16 protein-coding genes are annotated in these 17,010 nt (G+C 60.4%); 13 read left to right on the top strand and 3 right to left on the bottom strand.

The features are described 5' to 3' along the window. The first annotated feature begins 313 nt into the window (after positions 1–313). Positions 314–547 (top strand): hypothetical protein, encoded by a 234-nt coding sequence (locus BMY98_RS07390; RefSeq protein WP_074886764.1) that lies wholly within the window; start codon positions 314–316, stop codon positions 545–547. Continuing rightward, a complete protein-coding gene (locus BMY98_RS07395) occupies positions 544–846 on the top strand; it encodes a cell division protein ZapA (protein WP_074886767.1) in 303 nt (100 codons plus the stop codon). Before BMY98_RS07390 ends, BMY98_RS07395 begins: the two co-directional genes overlap by 4 nt. Before the next feature lie 64 nt (positions 847–910). On the opposite strand, the gene BMY98_RS07400 is transcribed toward BMY98_RS07395, so the two are convergent. Further along, positions 911–1,951: a threonine aldolase family protein gene (locus BMY98_RS07400; RefSeq protein ID WP_074886770.1), complete on the bottom strand. Its 1,041-nt coding sequence runs from the start codon at positions 1,949–1,951 to the stop codon at positions 911–913. A gap of 99 nt (positions 1,952–2,050) precedes the next feature. Here BMY98_RS07400 and BMY98_RS07405 point away from each other — a divergent pair, with 99 nt between their 5' ends. Then, the gene (locus BMY98_RS07405; RefSeq protein WP_074886773.1) at positions 2,051–2,794 is read left to right on the top strand and encodes a TraX family protein; all 744 of its coding nucleotides are present in this window, start codon (positions 2,051–2,053) and stop codon (positions 2,792–2,794) included. Positions 2,795–3,163: 369 nt separating this feature from the next. Beyond that, positions 3,164–4,378, top strand: coding sequence for an alanine transaminase (gene alaC / locus BMY98_RS07415; protein ID WP_074886776.1), 1,215 nt, complete (start codon positions 3,164–3,166; stop codon positions 4,376–4,378). A gap of 10 nt (positions 4,379–4,388) precedes the next feature. Here the strand turns inward: alaC and BMY98_RS07420 are convergent, their stop codons facing one another. After that, a complete protein-coding gene (locus BMY98_RS07420; RefSeq protein ID WP_139214449.1) occupies positions 4,389–5,219 on the bottom strand; it encodes a hypothetical protein in 831 nt (276 codons plus the stop codon). 237 nt (positions 5,220–5,456) lie between these two features. Between BMY98_RS07420 and glyA the strand changes: the two genes are divergently transcribed. The 9 genes from glyA to BMY98_RS07465 all read left to right on the top strand — a co-directional run bounded on the left by glyA (position 5,457) and on the right by BMY98_RS07465 (position 15,858). Further along, a complete protein-coding gene (glyA, locus tag BMY98_RS07425) occupies positions 5,457–6,710 on the top strand; it encodes a serine hydroxymethyltransferase (RefSeq protein WP_074886782.1) in 1,254 nt (417 codons plus the stop codon). A gap of 15 nt (positions 6,711–6,725) precedes the next feature. Further along, positions 6,726–7,976 carry a sarcosine oxidase subunit beta family protein gene (locus BMY98_RS07430; RefSeq protein ID WP_065991270.1) on the top strand — a complete coding sequence of 417 codons (1,251 nt, stop codon included), beginning with the start codon at positions 6,726–6,728 and terminating at the stop codon, positions 7,974–7,976. Between the two features lie 14 nt (positions 7,977–7,990). Continuing rightward, positions 7,991–8,305: a sarcosine oxidase subunit delta gene (locus BMY98_RS07435; RefSeq protein ID WP_074886785.1), complete on the top strand. Its 315-nt coding sequence runs from the start codon at positions 7,991–7,993 to the stop codon at positions 8,303–8,305. After that, positions 8,302–11,322: a sarcosine oxidase subunit alpha gene (locus tag BMY98_RS07440; RefSeq protein ID WP_074886788.1), complete on the top strand. Its 3,021-nt coding sequence runs from the start codon at positions 8,302–8,304 to the stop codon at positions 11,320–11,322. The genes BMY98_RS07435 and BMY98_RS07440 overlap by 4 nt, the downstream gene beginning before the upstream one ends. A 161-nt stretch (positions 11,323–11,483) precedes the next feature. Beyond that, the gene (locus BMY98_RS07445; RefSeq protein ID WP_074886791.1) at positions 11,484–12,116 is read left to right on the top strand and encodes a sarcosine oxidase subunit gamma; all 633 of its coding nucleotides are present in this window, start codon (positions 11,484–11,486) and stop codon (positions 12,114–12,116) included. 129 nt (positions 12,117–12,245) lie between these two features. Then, positions 12,246–13,103, top strand: a complete 858-nt coding sequence (gene purU / locus BMY98_RS07450) for a formyltetrahydrofolate deformylase (RefSeq protein WP_074886793.1) — start codon at positions 12,246–12,248, stop codon at positions 13,101–13,103. Between the two features lie 128 nt (positions 13,104–13,231). Continuing rightward, a complete protein-coding gene (fdhA, locus tag BMY98_RS07455; RefSeq protein ID WP_074886796.1) occupies positions 13,232–14,431 on the top strand; it encodes a formaldehyde dehydrogenase, glutathione-independent in 1,200 nt (399 codons plus the stop codon). A gap of 309 nt (positions 14,432–14,740) precedes the next feature. Then, on the top strand, positions 14,741–15,208 hold the full coding sequence (locus tag BMY98_RS07460; protein ID WP_175514149.1) for a DUF1190 domain-containing protein: 468 nt from the start codon (positions 14,741–14,743) through the stop codon (positions 15,206–15,208). An 86-nt stretch (positions 15,209–15,294) separates the two neighbouring features. Next, on the top strand, positions 15,295–15,858 hold the full coding sequence (locus tag BMY98_RS07465) for a DUF2780 domain-containing protein (RefSeq protein ID WP_108121085.1): 564 nt from the start codon (positions 15,295–15,297) through the stop codon (positions 15,856–15,858). A 122-nt stretch (positions 15,859–15,980) separates the two neighbouring features. Here BMY98_RS07465 and BMY98_RS07470 read toward each other — a convergent pair whose 3' ends face one another. After that, complete coding sequence (locus tag BMY98_RS07470; protein WP_074886803.1) at positions 15,981–16,883, bottom strand: acyltransferase; 903 nt, start codon at positions 16,881–16,883, stop codon at positions 15,981–15,983. Positions 16,884–17,010 lie beyond the last annotated feature (127 nt).

Raw genomic sequence — 17,010 nt, forward strand, 5'->3', positions numbered from 1 at the left:
GTTCCAGGAGAGGCCGCGATCCATGCGAGACGAAAGAGAGAAGTGACAGAGATGCACGGTTTATCGGTCCGCTTCATGGGGACTTGATGCCGATTGTCTGCTCTGTGCGGTTATGTCGCAGAGGCGCGATCTGACGAGCCGCAGGAACAAGACCGCAAAAACGTAGTCAATCAGGGCCGTTATGCGTTTGCGGAATAGAGTTGTAGAGATGCTTGTTGGTCGGTGTAGTGGCGTGAATGCCCTGATTTCACTGGTAGCTAAAGTGACTTTTCCTTATCGTACGCGCCCTTTGAAATTTGCCTGAGATATCAAAATGTTGGAAGCATCCCTAAGCCAGTTAGAAAAACTCGTCAGTGACCTGGTACAGCACAATCAGGAGCTGCAGAACACGAACGCACAACTCGCCGAAGAGTTGAAACAAGTCAGGGATGACAACGACAGTCTGCAGTTGAGTCTGATGGAGCAGGAAGAAAAACAGGGTGCGACTGCCGCACGTATTCAGGCGTTGGTCGATCGCGCCACCAGCGTCAGCGCGGTTGACGCATGATCACGGACCAGGACGGCGCCAAGGTTATTTCCATCCTTGGCAACGACTACACGATCAAGGCACCTGCGGGGCAAGAGCAGAACTTGATGGACGCTGTGTCGATGCTGAAATCGGCATTGTTTGAAACCAAGCGCAGTTACCCGACATTGATCGGCGATCGTCTTCTGGTGCTCGCCGCGCTGAACCTGTGTTCAAAACAGATCGAACTCAAGCAGCAACATGCCGAAGCGCTGAGCCGTTATGAAGACAAGGTCAGCGCGACGGTTGAGGTGATCGAGAAGGTGATCGCTCAGGGGTGAGGCACCGGTTCAGTCCATCTGCAGACTGCTGATGGGCTGCGGCGTGCAGATGAGCTGGCTGATTTCAGCTCCCCATCACCAATCGGATGTCCGCTGCCAGCTCGCGCACTCGCGCTTCTTCGGTGTCCCACGAGCACATGAAGCGCGCGCCGCCGACGCCGATGAAAGTGTAGAAGCGCCAGCCTCGTGCAGTCAGCGCAGCAATGGCCGCTTCCGACAATTGCAGGAACACGCCGTTGGCCTGCACCGGGAACATCAACTCAACGCCGGGAATATCCTTCACCAGATCCGCCAACAACTGCGCGCAGCTATTCGCGTGACGGGCGTGCTTGAGCCAGGCGTCGTTTTCCAGCAAACCCACCCAGGGCGCTGACAGGAAACGCATCTTCGAGGCCAGTTGACCGGCCTGTTTGCAGCGGTAGTCGAAGTCTTCGGCGAGCTTGTGGTTGAAGAACAGAATCGCCTCGCCCACCGCCATGCCGTTTTTGGTGCCACCGAAGCACAGCACATCGACCCCTGATTTCCAGGTCAGCTCGGCAGGCGAGCAACCGAGGAAGGCGCAGGCATTGGCAAAGCGGGCGCCGTCCATGTGAAGGTTCAGGCCCAGCTCCTTGCAGGTCTCGCTGATCGCTTTGAGCTCTTGCGGCTGATAGACACTGCCCACTTCCGTGGCCTGGGTCAGTGTGACCACGCGGGGTTTTGGATAGTGGATATCGGCGCGTTTGAGCGCGACTTCGCGAATGGAAGCGGGTGTCAGCTTGCCGTTCTCGCTGCGTGCGGTCAGCAGTTTGGAGCCGTTGGAGAAGAATTCCGGTGCGCCGCATTCGTCCGTTTCGACGTGAGCCGTTTCCGAGCAGATGACGCTGTGGTAGCTCTGGCAGAGCGAAGACAGCGCCAGGGAGTTGGCCGCCGTGCCGTTGAAAGCGAAGAACACCTCGCAGTCTGTTTCGAACAACTGACGGAATTGATCGGCCGCGCGTGCTGTCCACTGATCGTCGCCATAGGCACGCTGGTGCCCGTGGTTGGCTTGCTCCGTGGCCGCCCACGCTTCCGGGCAGATTCCCGAATAGTTGTCGCTGGCAAACTGCTGGCTTTGGTCTGACATGGCCGGTTCCCTGTAATCGAAGCCTGCGACTGTAACCAAAGTTGATCGGTTTGGTCATGCATTCTTGCGTCAGAAAATTCAGCCAGACAGCGAAGCAATATGACCGACACGAAATCAATGACCGCACCCGTGCGCGATCGCGCGCTGGACCTGCTCAAGTGGCTGGCGATGCTGAGTATGGTGATGGATCACCTGCGCTATGTCGGCTGGCACGCCAATTGGCTGTACGTACCGGGACGTCTGGCGTTCCCGTGGTTCTGCCTGGCAATCGCGGTGAATCTCGTGCGCAATGGCCGGCGCGAAGTTGATTCATCAATCAAGTGGAAATATCTGGCCTGGCTGGCGGTGTTTTCTGTGATCGCTGAGCTGCCCTATCGGATTTACATGGCGGGTGAGGTCACGACGCTGAATGTATTGCCGACGCTGGCGCTGGGTTTGCTGGTCGCGCAGGGCGGATTGAGTCGGTCATGGCCGGTGAGGCTGCTGGGTATCGCTGCCTTGGCTATCGGAGTTATGTTTGGGCCGCAGTTGATGTTCGGAATGTATGGGGTTTTGCTGCCTCTGGCGTTCGTGCTCGTGTTGCGCACCTCGTTATGGCTGGCGATTGTGCCGGGGATTGTGTGTTTACTGAGCAACGAGTGGCCGAAGATCATCGATGGCATGCTGTGGGGCGACCCGATTTCCATCGGCGCGCTGGCGGCCTGTCTGCTGGCACCGCTGTTCGGTTTAGCGATTCTACGCGGGCGCCCGGCATTCGGTGTGTGGCCGATGCGGCGTTGGGCGTACCTGATTTATCCGGTGCATTTTTTGCTGCTGTTTGGGCTGCGGCAGATCATCGAATGACGGCGATGTGGCGCACATGATCGTTCCCACGCTCTGCGTGGGAATGCATCCGCTGACGCTCCGCGTCACAGCGATGGACGCAGAGCGTCTGGGGCGGCATTCCCACGCGGAGCGCGGGAACGATCATCTGTCGAAACTCAGGGATTCAGTGGGACCGGCTCCAGCCGGGAAGAGGCCCGAGAGAGCACCCTCAATTTCGCGGCGTGACCCCCGACGCCTTCCCGGCTAAAGCCGGTCCTACTAATGGTCGTTCGTAGCCGAATTCGCTCTAGACAAACCGCCATCCCCGCCCGTATCTTCCGCCTCAGGCCACCGCAGTGGCCAGCGTCGCTCGGACGGTTCCGGGCGCTTACGTCTTCAGAGGTTTCCATGGCAGACCAAGGTTCGCCGCGCCGTTTCGCGCGCATCGATCGACTCCCCCCTTACGTGTTCAACATCACCGCCGAGCTGAAAATGGCTGCGCGTCGTCGTGGTGAGGACATTATCGACCTGAGCATGGGCAACCCCGATGGCGCAACGCCGCCGCATATCGTCGAGAAACTGGTCACCGTCGCCCAACGTGAAGACACTCACGGCTACTCGACTTCGCGTGGCATCCCGCGTCTGCGTCGGGCGATTTCCAGCTGGTACAAAAAACGCTACGACGTCGACATCGATCCCGAAGACGAAGCCATCGTCACCATCGGCTCCAAGGAAGGGCTGGCGCATCTGATGCTCGCCACGCTGGATCAGGGCGACACCGTTCTGGTGCCGAACCCCAGTTACCCGATTCACATCTATGGCGCCGTGATCGCCGGGGCCCAGGTGCGCTCCGTGCCGTTGGTGCCGGGTGTGGACTTCTTCGCCGAGCTGGAGAAGGCGATTCGCGGCTCGATCCCGAAACCGAAGATGATGATTCTGGGTTTCCCGTCCAACCCGACCGCTCAATGCGTCGAGCTGGATTTCTTCGAGCGCGTCGTTGCCCTTGCCAAGCAGTACGACGTGCTGGTGGTTCACGACCTGGCCTACGCCGATATCGTGTACGACGGCTGGAAAGCCCCGTCGATCATGCAGGTCCCCGGCGCCAAGGACATCGCGGTGGAGTTTTTCACTCTTTCCAAGAGCTACAACATGGCAGGCTGGCGGATCGGCTTCATGGTCGGCAACCCAGAGCTGGTCAACGCCCTGGCGCGGATCAAGAGCTACCACGACTACGGCACGTTCACGCCGTTGCAAGTAGCGGCCATCGCAGCGCTGGAAGGTGATCAACAGTGTGTGCTCGACATCGCCGAACAGTATCGCCAGCGCCGTAACGTGCTGGTTAAAGGCCTGCACGAACTGGGCTGGATGGTCGAAAACCCGAAAGCCTCGATGTATGTCTGGGCCAAGATTCCCGAGGCTTACGCGCACCTGGGTTCGCTGGAATTCGCGAAGAAACTGCTGGCCGAAGCCAAAGTCTGCGTGTCGCCTGGTGTCGGTTTTGGTGAATACGGCGACGACCACGTGCGCTTTGCCCTGATCGAGAACCAGGACCGGATTCGTCAGGCCGTGCGGGGTATTCGCAGCATGTTCCGGGCTGACGGATTGATTACGCAAAAAACCTGAATGTCGTCACTCATTTGCCGAGGTCATGACGGGACCTCGGCACATCCGGCAGCGGCATATGCTTGAAGATCGGTGATGACGGCAATTCGGGATGAGTGGTGATGCCATATACGACCGACAGCTCGTTGGAACCGCTCGCTACATAGTAATCACCGGGCGCGGCACATCGAATGGCTTCGGGTTCCGTGACCGTTTTTGAGTAGCTACGCCCTTCAACCGTGCGGATGTTGACCGACACTTGGCGGTCTTCAGACACTCTGAAAGTTCTGTCCATCACGATGTCTTCTTCAGAGGGACTTACATAGAAAGTCGAGCCTTTGGGAAGAGACAGCGCCAAGTCGGACTCGACGGCCTGCGGTGCCGCGATGGGTGGTATTTCCCACAGATAGATATCGGCGACCACCTCTGCGTCCGGATAGGAAATGATCTTGAGGATGACCGAATAGAAACCGCCCTCCTGATGAACGATGTCTTGGGAGGTCGCATAAAGCCTGGCGTCGCCCACTGAAACGGTGGTGGAAAGAATTTCGTCCGAATCCTCGGCGTATACGGCAATCAGCGCCTCAAGCGTGTTCAGTTCTCGAATAATCCTCAGCTTGACCGAGCCTTCAATATCCACCGTATGAAACACGCCCTGAGTCAGAAAGAGCAGCGGCTCCGTAGCGGGCCCCTGCCGCCTGACGGATTTAGCCCTCAGAGTTTTCCATAGCTGAGGAGTGAGGGTATGCGACCTTGCGATTGTGCCCATGATCATTCCCTTGATTGAGTAACTGGTATTCCGTTGGCCCAAAAGTAAACCCGTCACTGCTATTTGAATACTGTCATTGTTGACAGTGGTCATGCCCGCTGGTCTGGGGCGTTGCGGTGTGCCGATGATTCGCGGGGCGCTCGGGACCGACGGTCTGCTGCCCGCAGAATCGAGCAAATCCTGCCCCCCATCATCCCATGTCGTAAACGCGCCTTTGTGTGGCGTGCGTAGGCATCTGGGCTGTCAGCGTCAGCCATACCATCGTGGCCAAAGGGCAGCTCTAGGCCCTGTCGATCATTCAGGCGCCGCGCCGCCGCTGGGAGAACCGCGATGTTCAGCAAGCAAGACCAGATCCAGGGTTATGACGATGCACTGATGGCTGCGATCAATGCCGAGGAGCAGCGTCAGGAAGACCACATCGAGCTGATCGCCTCGGAGAACTACACCAGCCAGCGTGTGATGCAGGCCCAGGGCTGCGGCCTGACCAACAAATACGCCGAGGGTTATCCCGGCAAGCGTTACTACGGCGGCTGCGAGCACGTCGACAAGGTTGAGCAACTGGCGATCGATCGCGCCAAGCTGCTGTTTGGCGCCGACTACGCCAACGTCCAGCCGCATTCCGGTTCGTCGGCCAACAGCGCGGTTTATCTGGCGCTACTGCAAGCCGGCGACACGTTGCTGGGCATGAGCCTGGCCCACGGCGGTCACCTGACCCACGGCGCCAAAGTGTCGTCCTCGGGCAAGCTGTACAACGCCGTTCAATACGGCATCGACGTTGCCACCGGCCTGATCGATTACGACGAAGTCGAGCGACTGGCCGTCGAGCACAAGCCGAAGATGATCGTTGCCGGTTTCTCGGCCTACTCCAAAACCCTGGATTTCCCGCGCTTCCGCGAGATCGCCGACAAAGTGGGCGCGCTGCTGTTCGTCGACATGGCCCACGTGGCCGGTCTGGTCGCCGCCGGTCTGTACCCGAACCCGCTCCCGTACGCCGATGTGGTTACCACCACCACCCACAAAACCCTGCGCGGTCCGCGTGGCGGTTTGATCCTGGCCAAAGCCAACGAAGAGATCGAAAAGAAGCTCAATTCCGCTGTGTTTCCGGGTGCCCAGGGTGGCCCATTGATGCACGTGATTGCCGGCAAGGCCGTGTGCTTCAAGGAAGCCATGGAACCCGGTTTTAAGGCCTATCAACAGCAAGTGATCGATAACGCTCAGGCCATGGCGCAAGTGTTCATCGATCGCGGCTACGACGTAGTGTCGGGCGGGACCGATAACCATCTGTTCCTCGTCAGCCTGATTCGTCAGGGCCTGACCGGGAAAGATGCCGATGCGGCCCTCGGTCGCTCGCACATCACCGTCAACAAGAACGCCGTGCCGAACGATCCGCAGTCGCCGTTCGTGACGTCGGGCCTGCGCATCGGGACCCCCGCCGTGACCACGCGCGGTTTCAAAGTTACCCAGTGCACCACGCTGGCAGGCTGGATCTGCGACATTCTCGACAACCTCGGCGACGCCGATGTCGAGGCCAATGTTGCCGGGCAGGTCTCCGCGCTGTGCGCCGATTTCCCGGTTTACCGCTGAGTCAGGAGTCGCACCATGCAGCATTACTCGGGCTTCGGCCTCTTCAAACACTCCCTCAGCCACCACGAAAACTGGCAGCGCATGTGGCGCACGCCGACCCCGAAAAAGGTCTATGACGTCGTGATTGTGGGCGGCGGCGGACACGGTCTGGCGACGGCCTACTACCTCGCAAAAGAGCACGGCATCACTAACGTGGCCGTGGTCGAAAAAGGCTGGCTGGGCGGCGGCAACACCGCGCGCAACACCACCATCGTGCGTTCCAATTACCTGTGGGACGAGTCTGCGCACTTGTACGAACACGCGATGAAACTGTGGGAAGGCCTGTCCCAGGACATCAACTACAACGTCATGTTCTCCCAGCGCGGCGTGTACAACCTGTGCCACACCCTGCAGGACATGCGTGACTCCGAGCGCCGCGTCAGCGCCAACCGTCTCAACGGCGTCGACGGCGAGCTGCTCAACGGCAAGCAAGTGGCTGAAGAAATTCCGTACCTCGACTGCTCGAAAAATACCCGTTACCCGATCATTGGCGCCACCGTGCAACGTCGCGGCGGTGTGGCGCGTCACGACGCCGTGGCCTGGGGCTATGCCCGCGCCGCCGATGCGTTGGGCGTGGACCTGATCCAACAGACCGAAGTGACCGGCTTTCGCAAGGAAAACGGTGTGTGCATCGGCGTCGAAACCAACAAGGGCTTTATCGGTGCCAAGCGCGTCGGTGTAGTGACTGCCGGTAACTCCGGCCACATGGCCAAGCTCGCAGGGTTCCGTCTGCCGGTCGAATCTCATCCGTTGCAAGCGCTCGTATCGGAGCCGATCAAGCCCATCATCGACAGCGTGATCATGTCCAATGCCGTTCACGGTTACATCAGCCAGTCCGACAAAGGCGATCTGGTGATTGGTGCCGGCATCGACAGCTGGATCGGCTATGGCCAGCGCGGCTCGTACCCGGTGATCGAGCACACCATTCAAGCAATCGTCGAAATGTTCCCGGTGCTGTCGCGGGTGCGCATGAACCGCCAGTGGGGCGGCATCGTCGACACCACGCCGGACGCCTGCCCGATCATTTCCAAGACGCCGGTGCCGAACATGTTCTTCAACTGCGGTTGGGGCACCGGTGGCTTCAAGGCGACGCCGGGCTCGGGCAACGTGTTTGCTGCAAGCCTGGCGAAAGGCGAAATGCACCCGCTGGCCAAACCCTTCTCAATCGACCGGTTCCACAACGGCGCATTGATCGATGAACACGGCGCTGCAGCCGTAGCCCACTAGCAGAGGACTTTCCCATGTTGCATATCTTCTGTCCTCACTGTGGCGAACTGCGCTCCGAAGAGGAATTCCATGTCTCCGGTCAGGCCCATATCCCGCGTCCGCTGGACCCGGCGGCCTGCACCGACGAAGAGTGGGGCGACTACATGTTTTTCCGCGACAACCCGCGCGGTTTGCACCACGAGTTGTGGATTCACGCGGCGGGTTGCCGGCAGTACTTCAACACCACGCGTGACACCGTGACCTACGAAATTCTAGAAACCTATCCGATCGGCACGCAGCCTCAGTTCGTCAATCCTGCGCCTGCGATCAGAAAGGGGGATCAGGTATGAGCCAGTCCAATCGCCTGCCCAACGGCGGCCGCATCGATCGCAGCAAGGTCCTGAATTTCAATTTCAATGGCCAGACCTATCAGGGCTTTGAAGGCGACACCCTGGCCGCCGCCTTGCTCGCCAACGGCGTCGACATTATCGGCCGCAGCTTTAAGTATTCGCGTCCTCGCGGCATCTTTGCGGCAGGTTCCGAAGAGCCAAATGCCGTGCTGCAGATCGGCGCCACCGAAGCCACGCAGATCCCCAACGTGCGCGCCACGCAACAGGCGCTTTATTCGGGACTCGTTGCGACCAGCACCAATGGCTGGCCGAGCGTGAACACCGACATGATGGGCATTCTCGGCAAGGTCGGCGGCAAGCTGATGCCGCCGGGCTTCTACTACAAAACCTTCATGTACCCGCAGTCGTTCTGGATGACTTACGAGAAGTACATCCGTAAAGCAGCAGGTCTCGGGCGTTCGCCGACCGAGCTGGATCCGGACACCTACGACAACATGAACCAGCACTGCGACGTGCTGGTGGTCGGCGCCGGGCCTGCAGGTCTGGCCGCTGCACTGGCCGCTGCGCGCAGCGGTGCTCGGGTCATCCTGGCAGACGAGCAGGAAGAATTCGGCGGCAGCCTGCTGGACAGCCGCGAAAGTCTGGACGGCAAACCGGCGGCGGAATGGGTGGCGACGGTGGTGGCCGAACTCAAAGGCCTGCCCAACGTCACCCTGCTGCCGCGCGCCACGGTGAACGGCTACCACGACCACAACTTCCTGACCATTCACGAGCGGCTGACCGATCATCTGGGCGACCGCGCACCGATCGGCCAGGTACGTCAGCGCATGCACCGGGTTCGCGCCAAGCGCGTGGTGCTGGCGAGCGGCACCCACGAGCGTCCGCTGGTTTACGGCAACAATGATGTGCCGGGCAACATGCTGGCCGGCGCGGTTTCCACTTACGTGCGCCGTTATGGTGTGGCGCCGGGCAAGAAACTGGTGCTGTCGACCAACAACGATTACGCCTATCGCGTGGCGCTGGACTGGCTCGACGCTGGCCTGCAGGTGGTCGCCGTCGCCGATGCGCGTCACAACCCGCGCGGTGCGTTGGTGGAAGAGGCCCGCGCCAAAGGCATTCGTATCCTGACCGGCAGCGCCGTGGTGGAAGCCCGTGGCAGCAAGCGCGTAAGTGCTGCCCGCGTGGCCGCCATCGACGTCAAAGCCCACAAGGTCGCCAGCCCGGGCGAATGGCTCGACTGCGATCTGGTCGCCAGCTCCGGTGGCTACAGCCCGATCGTTCACTTGGCCTCGCACTTGGGCGGCAAGCCGGTCTGGCGCGAAGACATTCTCGGTTTCGTGCCGGGTGAAGCGCCGCAGAAACGTGTCTGCGTCGGCGGTGTGAATGGCGTTTACGCCCTCGGCGACTCGCTGGCCGACGGTTTTGAAGGGGGTGTTCGTGCAGCCAGCGAAGCCGGTTTCCAACCGGTCGAAGGCGTACTGCCGAAAGCGCTGAGTCGTGTGGAAGAACCAACACTGGCGCTGTTTCAAGTCCCGCACGAAAAGGGCACAGCCCGCGCGCCGAAGCAATTCGTCGACCTGCAGAACGATGTCACCGCAGCGGCCATCGAACTGGCGACCCGCGAGGGCTTTGAGTCCGTCGAGCACGTCAAACGCTACACCGCGCTGGGTTTCGGTACCGATCAGGGCAAGCTCGGCAACGTCAACGGCCTGGCCATCGCGGCCCGCTCGCTGAACGTATCGATCCCGGAAATGGGCACCACCATGTTCCGCCCGAACTACACGCCGGTGACCTTCGGCGCCATTGCCGGCCGTCACTGCGGTCACGTCTTCGAGCCTGTGCGCTTCACCGCGCTCCATGCGTGGCACGTGAAGAACGGCGCCGAATTCGAGGATGTCGGGCAGTGGAAGCGTCCGTGGTATTTCCCCAAAGCCGGTGAAGATATCCACGCCGCCGTGCGCCGGGAATGCAAGGCCGTGCGCGACAGCGTCGGTCTGCTGGACGCATCGACGCTGGGCAAGATCGACATTCAAGGCCCGGATGCCCGGGAGTTTCTGAACCGCATCTACACCAACGCCTGGACCAAGCTCGATGTGGGCAAAGCGCGTTACGGCCTGATGTGCAAGGAAGACGGCATGGTCTTCGACGACGGCGTGACCGCCTGCATCGCCGACAACCACTTCATCATGACCACCACGACCGGTGGCGCTGCACGCGTGCTGCAGTGGCTGGAAATCTATCAACAGACGGAATGGCCGGACCTGAAGGTGTACTTCACGTCTGTCACCGACCACTACGCGACCCTGACGTTGTCGGGTCCGAACAGCCGCAAGCTGCTCAGCGAAGTGACCGACATCGACCTGGGCCGTGAAGCGTTTCCGTTCATGACCTGGAAAGAAGGTCTGGTCGGCGGTGTGCCGGCGCGGGTGTTCCGGATTTCGTTTACCGGTGAGCTTTCCTACGAAGTGAACATCCAGGCCGACTACGCCATGGGCGTTCTGGAAAAAATCGCCGAAGCCGGCAAGCAGTACAACCTGACCCCGTACGGCACTGAAACCATGCACGTCCTGCGGGCCGAGAAGGGCTTCATCATCGTCGGCCAGGACACCGACGGCTCTATGACCCCGGACGATCTGAACATGGGTTGGTGTGTGGGCCGCACCAAGCCTTTCTCGTGGATCGGCCAGCGCGGCATGAACCGTGAGGACTGCGTGCGGGAAGATCGCAAGCAGCTTGTAGGCCTGAAACCGGTTGATCCGAACCAGTGGCTGCCGGAAGGCGCGCAACTGGTGTTCGATCCGAAGCAGTCGATCCCGATGAAGATGGTGGGCCACGTGACGTCGAGTTATGCGGCCAACTCGCTGGGCTATTCGTTCGCCATGGGCGTTGTGAAGGGCGGGCTGAAGCGCATGGGCGAGCGGGTGTTTGCGCCGCTGGCGGATGGGTCGGTGATCGAGGCGGAGATTGTGTCCTCGGTGTTCTTCGATCCGAAGGGTGATCAGCAGAACGTGGAGTGATTTCCCTGCAGTGCACGGCTTCCTGTGTAGGAGCGTGGCTTGTCCCGCGATGCGATTAACACGTCGCTATCGCGGTGACTCGCAGACTGCTATCGCGGGACAAGCCACGCTCCTACAAGGTTCGCGTTCACTGAAACAACAGAATTCAACACAGGTGCTCTATGACCACAGCCAACGTTTACCAACAGCGGCCAACGACCGAGGCCAAAGCCGAGTCGCCGCTGTTTCATGCTGACCTTAAAAGCCTGATCGGCAAGGGCCGCAGCAATCCGGGCGTCGTGCTGCGGGAGAAAAAACTGCTTGGTCACCTGACCATCCGTGGCAATGGCCACGATCCGGCGTTCGCGGCGGGCGTGCATAAGGCATTGGGCATGGAGTTGCCGGGTGCGCTGGCGCTGGTGTCCAGCGGTGACAGTTCGATCCAGTGGCTTGGCCCGGATGAGTGGCTGCTGATCGTGCCGACCGGTGAAGAATTCGCCGTCGAGCAGAAGCTGCGTGAAGCGCTCGCCGGTTTGCACATCGCTGTCGTCAACGTCAGCGGCGGGCAATCGCTGCTGGAGCTGACCGGCCCGAAAGTCCGGGAAGTGCTGATGAAATCCACCAGCTACGACGTACACCCGAACAACTTCCCGGTAGGCAAGGCCATCGGCACCGTGTTCGCCAAATCGCAGTTGGTGATCCGCCGTACCGGCGAAGAAACCTGGGAACTGGTCATCCGCCGCAGCTTCGCCGATTACTGGTGGCTGTGGTTGCAGGATGCGAGCGCGGAATATGGGTTGAGCGTCGCAGCCTGATACCGGATTGATCGTTCCCACGCTCCGCGTGGTAACGCCTCCCGCGACGCTCCGCGTCACTCGACATTGGACGCGGAGCGTCCTGAACTGCATTCCCACGCAGAGCGTGGGAACGATCAAGGAATACCTATGAGCCGCGCCCCCGATACCTGGATTCTGACCGCCGACTGCCCCAGCGTGCTGGGCACGGTGGACGCGGTGACGCGTTATCTCTTCGAGCAGGGCTGTTACGTCACCGAACACCATTCGTTCGATGACCGGCTGTCCAGCCGCTTTTTCATCCGCGTCGAGTTCCGCCAGCCTGAGGGATTTGACGTCGCGTCTTTCCGGGCAGGCCTGGCCGAGCGCGGCGAATCGTTCGGCATGATCTTCGAGCTCACCGCCCCGAACTACCGCCCGAAAGTGGTGATCATGGTGTCCAAGGCCGACCACTGCCTTAACGATCTGCTCTACCGCCAGCGCATCAATCAGCTGTCCATGGACGTGGTCGCCGTCGTTTCCAATCACCCGGACCTCGAACCGCTGGCGCGCTGGCACGACATTCCCTACTACCATTTCCCCCTCGACCCCAACGACAAACCGGCCCAGGAAGCCAGGGTGATGAAGGTGATCGAAGACACCGGCGCCGAACTGGTGGTGCTTGCCCGCTACATGCAGGTGCTGTCGCCGGAGCTGTGTCGCAAGCTCGACGGCAAGGCGATCAACATTCATCACTCGCTGCTGCCGGGTTTCAAAGGCGCCAAGCCGTATCACCAGGCCTACAACAAGGGCGTGAAACTGGTCGGCGCGACAGCGCATTACATCAACAACGACCTGGATGAAGGGCCGATCATCGCCCAGGGCGTGGAAGTGGTAGACCACAGTCACTACCCTGAAGACCTGATCGCCAAGGGCCGCGACATCGAAGGCCTGACCCTGGCGCGTGCAGTGGGTTACCACATCGAGCGACGTGTGTTTCTCAATGCCAACAGGACGGTGGTGCTGTAGGGGGTAGTTGCAAGCTTTAAGCTTCAAGCCGCAAGAGAAGGCGGCGTGCGCACTTCTTGCGGCTTGTAGCTTGCCGCTCGAAACCCGATCCACTCTCTTCTACAACAACAAATAAAGAGGTGACATGTATGTCTGGTAATCGTGGTGTGGTGTATCTCGGCGCAGGCAAGGTCGAAGTACGGAAAATCGACTATCCCAAAATGCAGGACCCGCGCGGCAAGAAGATCGAGCACGGGGTGATCTTGCGCGTGGTATCCACCAACATTTGTGGCTCCGATCAACACATGGTGCGTGGCCGAACGACCGCCCAGGTCGGCCTCGTACTGGGGCACGAAATCACCGGTGAAGTGATCGAGAAGGGCAGCGACGTCGAAAACCTCAAGATCGGCGATCTGGTGTCCGTGCCGTTCAACGTCGCCTGCGGCCGTTGCCGCTCCTGCAAAGAGCAACACACCGGCGTTTGCCTGACCGTTAACCCGGCCCGCGCCGGCGGTGCCTACGGTTATGTCGACATGGGCGACTGGACCGGCGGCCAGGCCGAATACGTGCTCGTGCCCTACGCTGACTTCAACCTGCTCAAACTTCCTGATCGCGACAAAGCCATGTCGAAGATCCGCGACCTGACCTGCCTTTCCGACATCCTGCCAACCGGTTATCACGGAGCGGTCACTGCCGGTGTGGGTCCGGGCAGCTCGGTGTACATCGCCGGTGCCGGTCCCGTGGGGCTTGCCGCTGCGGCGTCTGCCCGCTTGCTCGGCGCGGCAGTCGTTATCGTCGGTGACGTCAACCCGGTGCGTCTGGCGCATGCCAAAGCACAGGGTTTCGAAATCGCCGACCTGTCCAAAGACACCCCGCTGCACGAGCAGATCGCCGATCTGCTGGGCGAGCCTGAAGTGGACTGCGCCGTCGATGCCGTGGGTTTCGAAGCGCGCGGCCATGGACATGCGGGCGCCAAGGCCGAGGCACCGGCCACTGTACTCAACTCGCTGATGGGGGTGGTTCGCGTCGCCGGCAAGATTGGTATTCCAGGTCTTTACGTGACGGAAGACCCGGGCGCCGTGGACGCTGCCGCCAAGGTCGGCGCGCTGAGCATTCGTTTCGGTCTGGGCTGGGCAAAATCCCACAGCTTCCACACCGGGCAGACACCGGTCATGAAGTACAACCGCCAACTGATGCAGGCCATCATGTGGGACCGCATCAACATTGCCGACGTGGTGGGTGTGGAAGTGATCAGCCTCGACGACGCCCCGCGCGGTTACGGCGAATTCGATGCCGGGGTGCCGAAGAAATTCGTCATCGACCCACACAAACTGTTCAGCGCCGCATGATCCTCTGACCCTCACAAAAGGCGACCTTCGGGTCGCTTTTTTTATGCTTGACGTAGGGCTCTAGCCCGGCATTTGTAGGGCGTTTCTGAAAATGATAGCGGTGCGCTTGAATTCCATTCCCGCTTGTTTCAGCGGCCTTTTCTCCGTGCTATTTGTCCGGCCCGTTTTTCAGCTGGTGAGTCATGCATGTTTGTCTGGTGCGTCAGAACCTCGATTCATTTCCTCGTCGCAATGCCGCTCATTGTCTTGCCTGCCACGCTGACCAGCGCTCACCTGGTGCCTGTCACATCGGGCTGGGTATCGTCAGAAATGTTCTTTGAAAATCCGAACGCGTGTATCTGGGGCGGGGTTGCGCCGCCGCTGTGCGAGGCCGGATACCGCGCTGCGTATCGCCAACATGTGCGCGTCGCACCGACCTACCGCGAGCTGGCGGACTGCGAGGCCGACTTCACCCCGGGTGAGTGTTTCGCCGCCGATGTTTCCCGGCTCTGGTCGCCCTGGCTGTCCGGTTTCGCGATCATTACCCAGGTTCAGGTGAAATCCACCGGAGGTAGCCCCGACCCTCAGGTGCGCCTCTTCAGTGAACCGCTATATCGCGGTGCCGATCATCAGGGCGGTACGCGCTTGATCAGCCTGCGCGAGAAGCTTCACAACGGTGAGCATTTCGATAAGGCGTTCATTCGCCACCGGCTCCTGCAGGCGGGCTCGACGGCGGCGGATCAACGGCTGGCGCGGACCTTCGAGCCGCAGCGGTTGTTTTATGTCAGCAAACCCTGAGGCACTGCGTGGAACTTCCCTTCGAGGGGCGGTCCAACGCGTGTTTACCCGGCCATGCCGGTCTCCTGGCAAACGAGGTTGTTGCGATGAAAGTTTCACTGAGAAATGTACGTGGTGCTGCGCTGGCGAGCCTGATGGCGCTGGCTGCCACGCCGGTCTTCGCTTTCAATCTGAATGACGCGGCCAATGCTGTTTCCAACGCCACTGGCGGCCAGCAAAAGGCAACCGCCGCGCCTGAGGCCGCCGGGCTGTTGAACACGCTGGGCACACAATTGAACGTCACGCCGGAGCAAGCCGTGGGCGGGACCGGCGCCTTGTTGGGTCTGGCCAAGAACAAGCTCGCCGGCAATGACTATTCGCAACTGAGCAAATCGGTGCCAGGCCTCGATCAACTGGCCGGCACATCGGCCCTTGGCAGCCTGAGTGGTCTGGGCGGTCTGCTGGGCAACTCCGGAAGCAGCAACTCTGCCTTGGATAGTGCGCTGGGTAACGTGCAGAGCATGGGCGACGTGAACAAGGCCTTCAGCGCACTGGGCATGAACAGCAGCATGGTCAGCCAGTTCGTGCCGGTGATTCTGCAATACCTCGGTCAGCAAGGCGCCGGTGGTTCGGCGTTGCAGGCGTTGAGTGGCGTCTGGGGCGCCAAGTGATTTCACTTAATGAACACGGCTTTTGAGCGACACCCACCCTGTAGGAGCGCGCTTGCCCGCGAAAATAGGTACATCCGATGAAGCTCTGTCGTCAGAAATACCTTTCGCGGGCAAGCGCGCTCCTACAAGGGGCACGCGTCTGCCGGGTTATCCCGCAACTCGGCAATCCGTGCATCCTTCTCTTCCCACAGCCGGTTGACCCAGTCCTGCACGTACACGCGAAACGCCGGGTCATTTTCGTAATCGCCCTGCCACAGCGCGGGGTCGAGTTCGCGGGTCCTGATGTCAACGATCACCCGCGGCACTCGTCCTGATAGCAAGTCCCAAAATCCCGGGATGCGCTCGCTCGGATACACGACCGTCACATCGAGCACCGCGTCCAGTTGCTCACCCATCGCCGCCAGCACGAAGGCGACGCCGCCTGCCTTGGGCTTGAGCAAGTAACGGTAGGGTGAAGCCTGCTCGGCTTTTTTGGCCGGGGTGAAGCGTGTGCCTTCCAGATAATTCACCACGGTCACAGGCTGACGTTTGAATAGCTCGCATGCCTCGCGGGTGATCTCCAGATCCTTGCCTTTGAGCTCGGGATGTCTGGCCAGAAACGCCTTGGTGTAGCGCTTCATGAACGGGTAATCGAGTGCCCACCACGCCAGCCCCAGGAACGGCACCCAGATCAGCTCTTTCTTGAGGAAGAATTTGAAGAAGGGCGTCCGTCGATTCAACGCCTGCACCAGCGCCGGGATGTCTACCCACGACTGATGGTTACCGATGACCAGATAGGACGTATCGCCACGCAGGCCTTCGTCGCCGCGGATTTCCCATCGGGTCGGCAGGCAAATTTTGAAAATCAGCTTGTTGATTTCACACCAGGTCTCGGCGATCCACATCACTGCCGCCGAGCAGTTGTCGCGCATCTCGCTCTGGAACACCAACTTGAGCAGCGCAAAGACCATCAGTGGGCCGATCAGCACCAGCGTATTGAGCAGAAGCAGCAGCGTGACGGCAATTCCGGTGAGCAGGTGACGCATAAGGCACTCGCGGTCGACAGGGTGGCGCGCAATGATAAGCAGGCCGGGCGGTTGGCGCAAAATCCTGGCGATACCGACGAATGTTTCACGCCTTTGTCAGTAGGCTCCCTATGCTTGGCTCGCTTGG

The organism is Pseudomonas graminis (assembly GCF_900111735.1).
Lineage (GTDB): Bacteria > Pseudomonadota > Gammaproteobacteria > Pseudomonadales > Pseudomonadaceae > Aquipseudomonas > Aquipseudomonas graminis.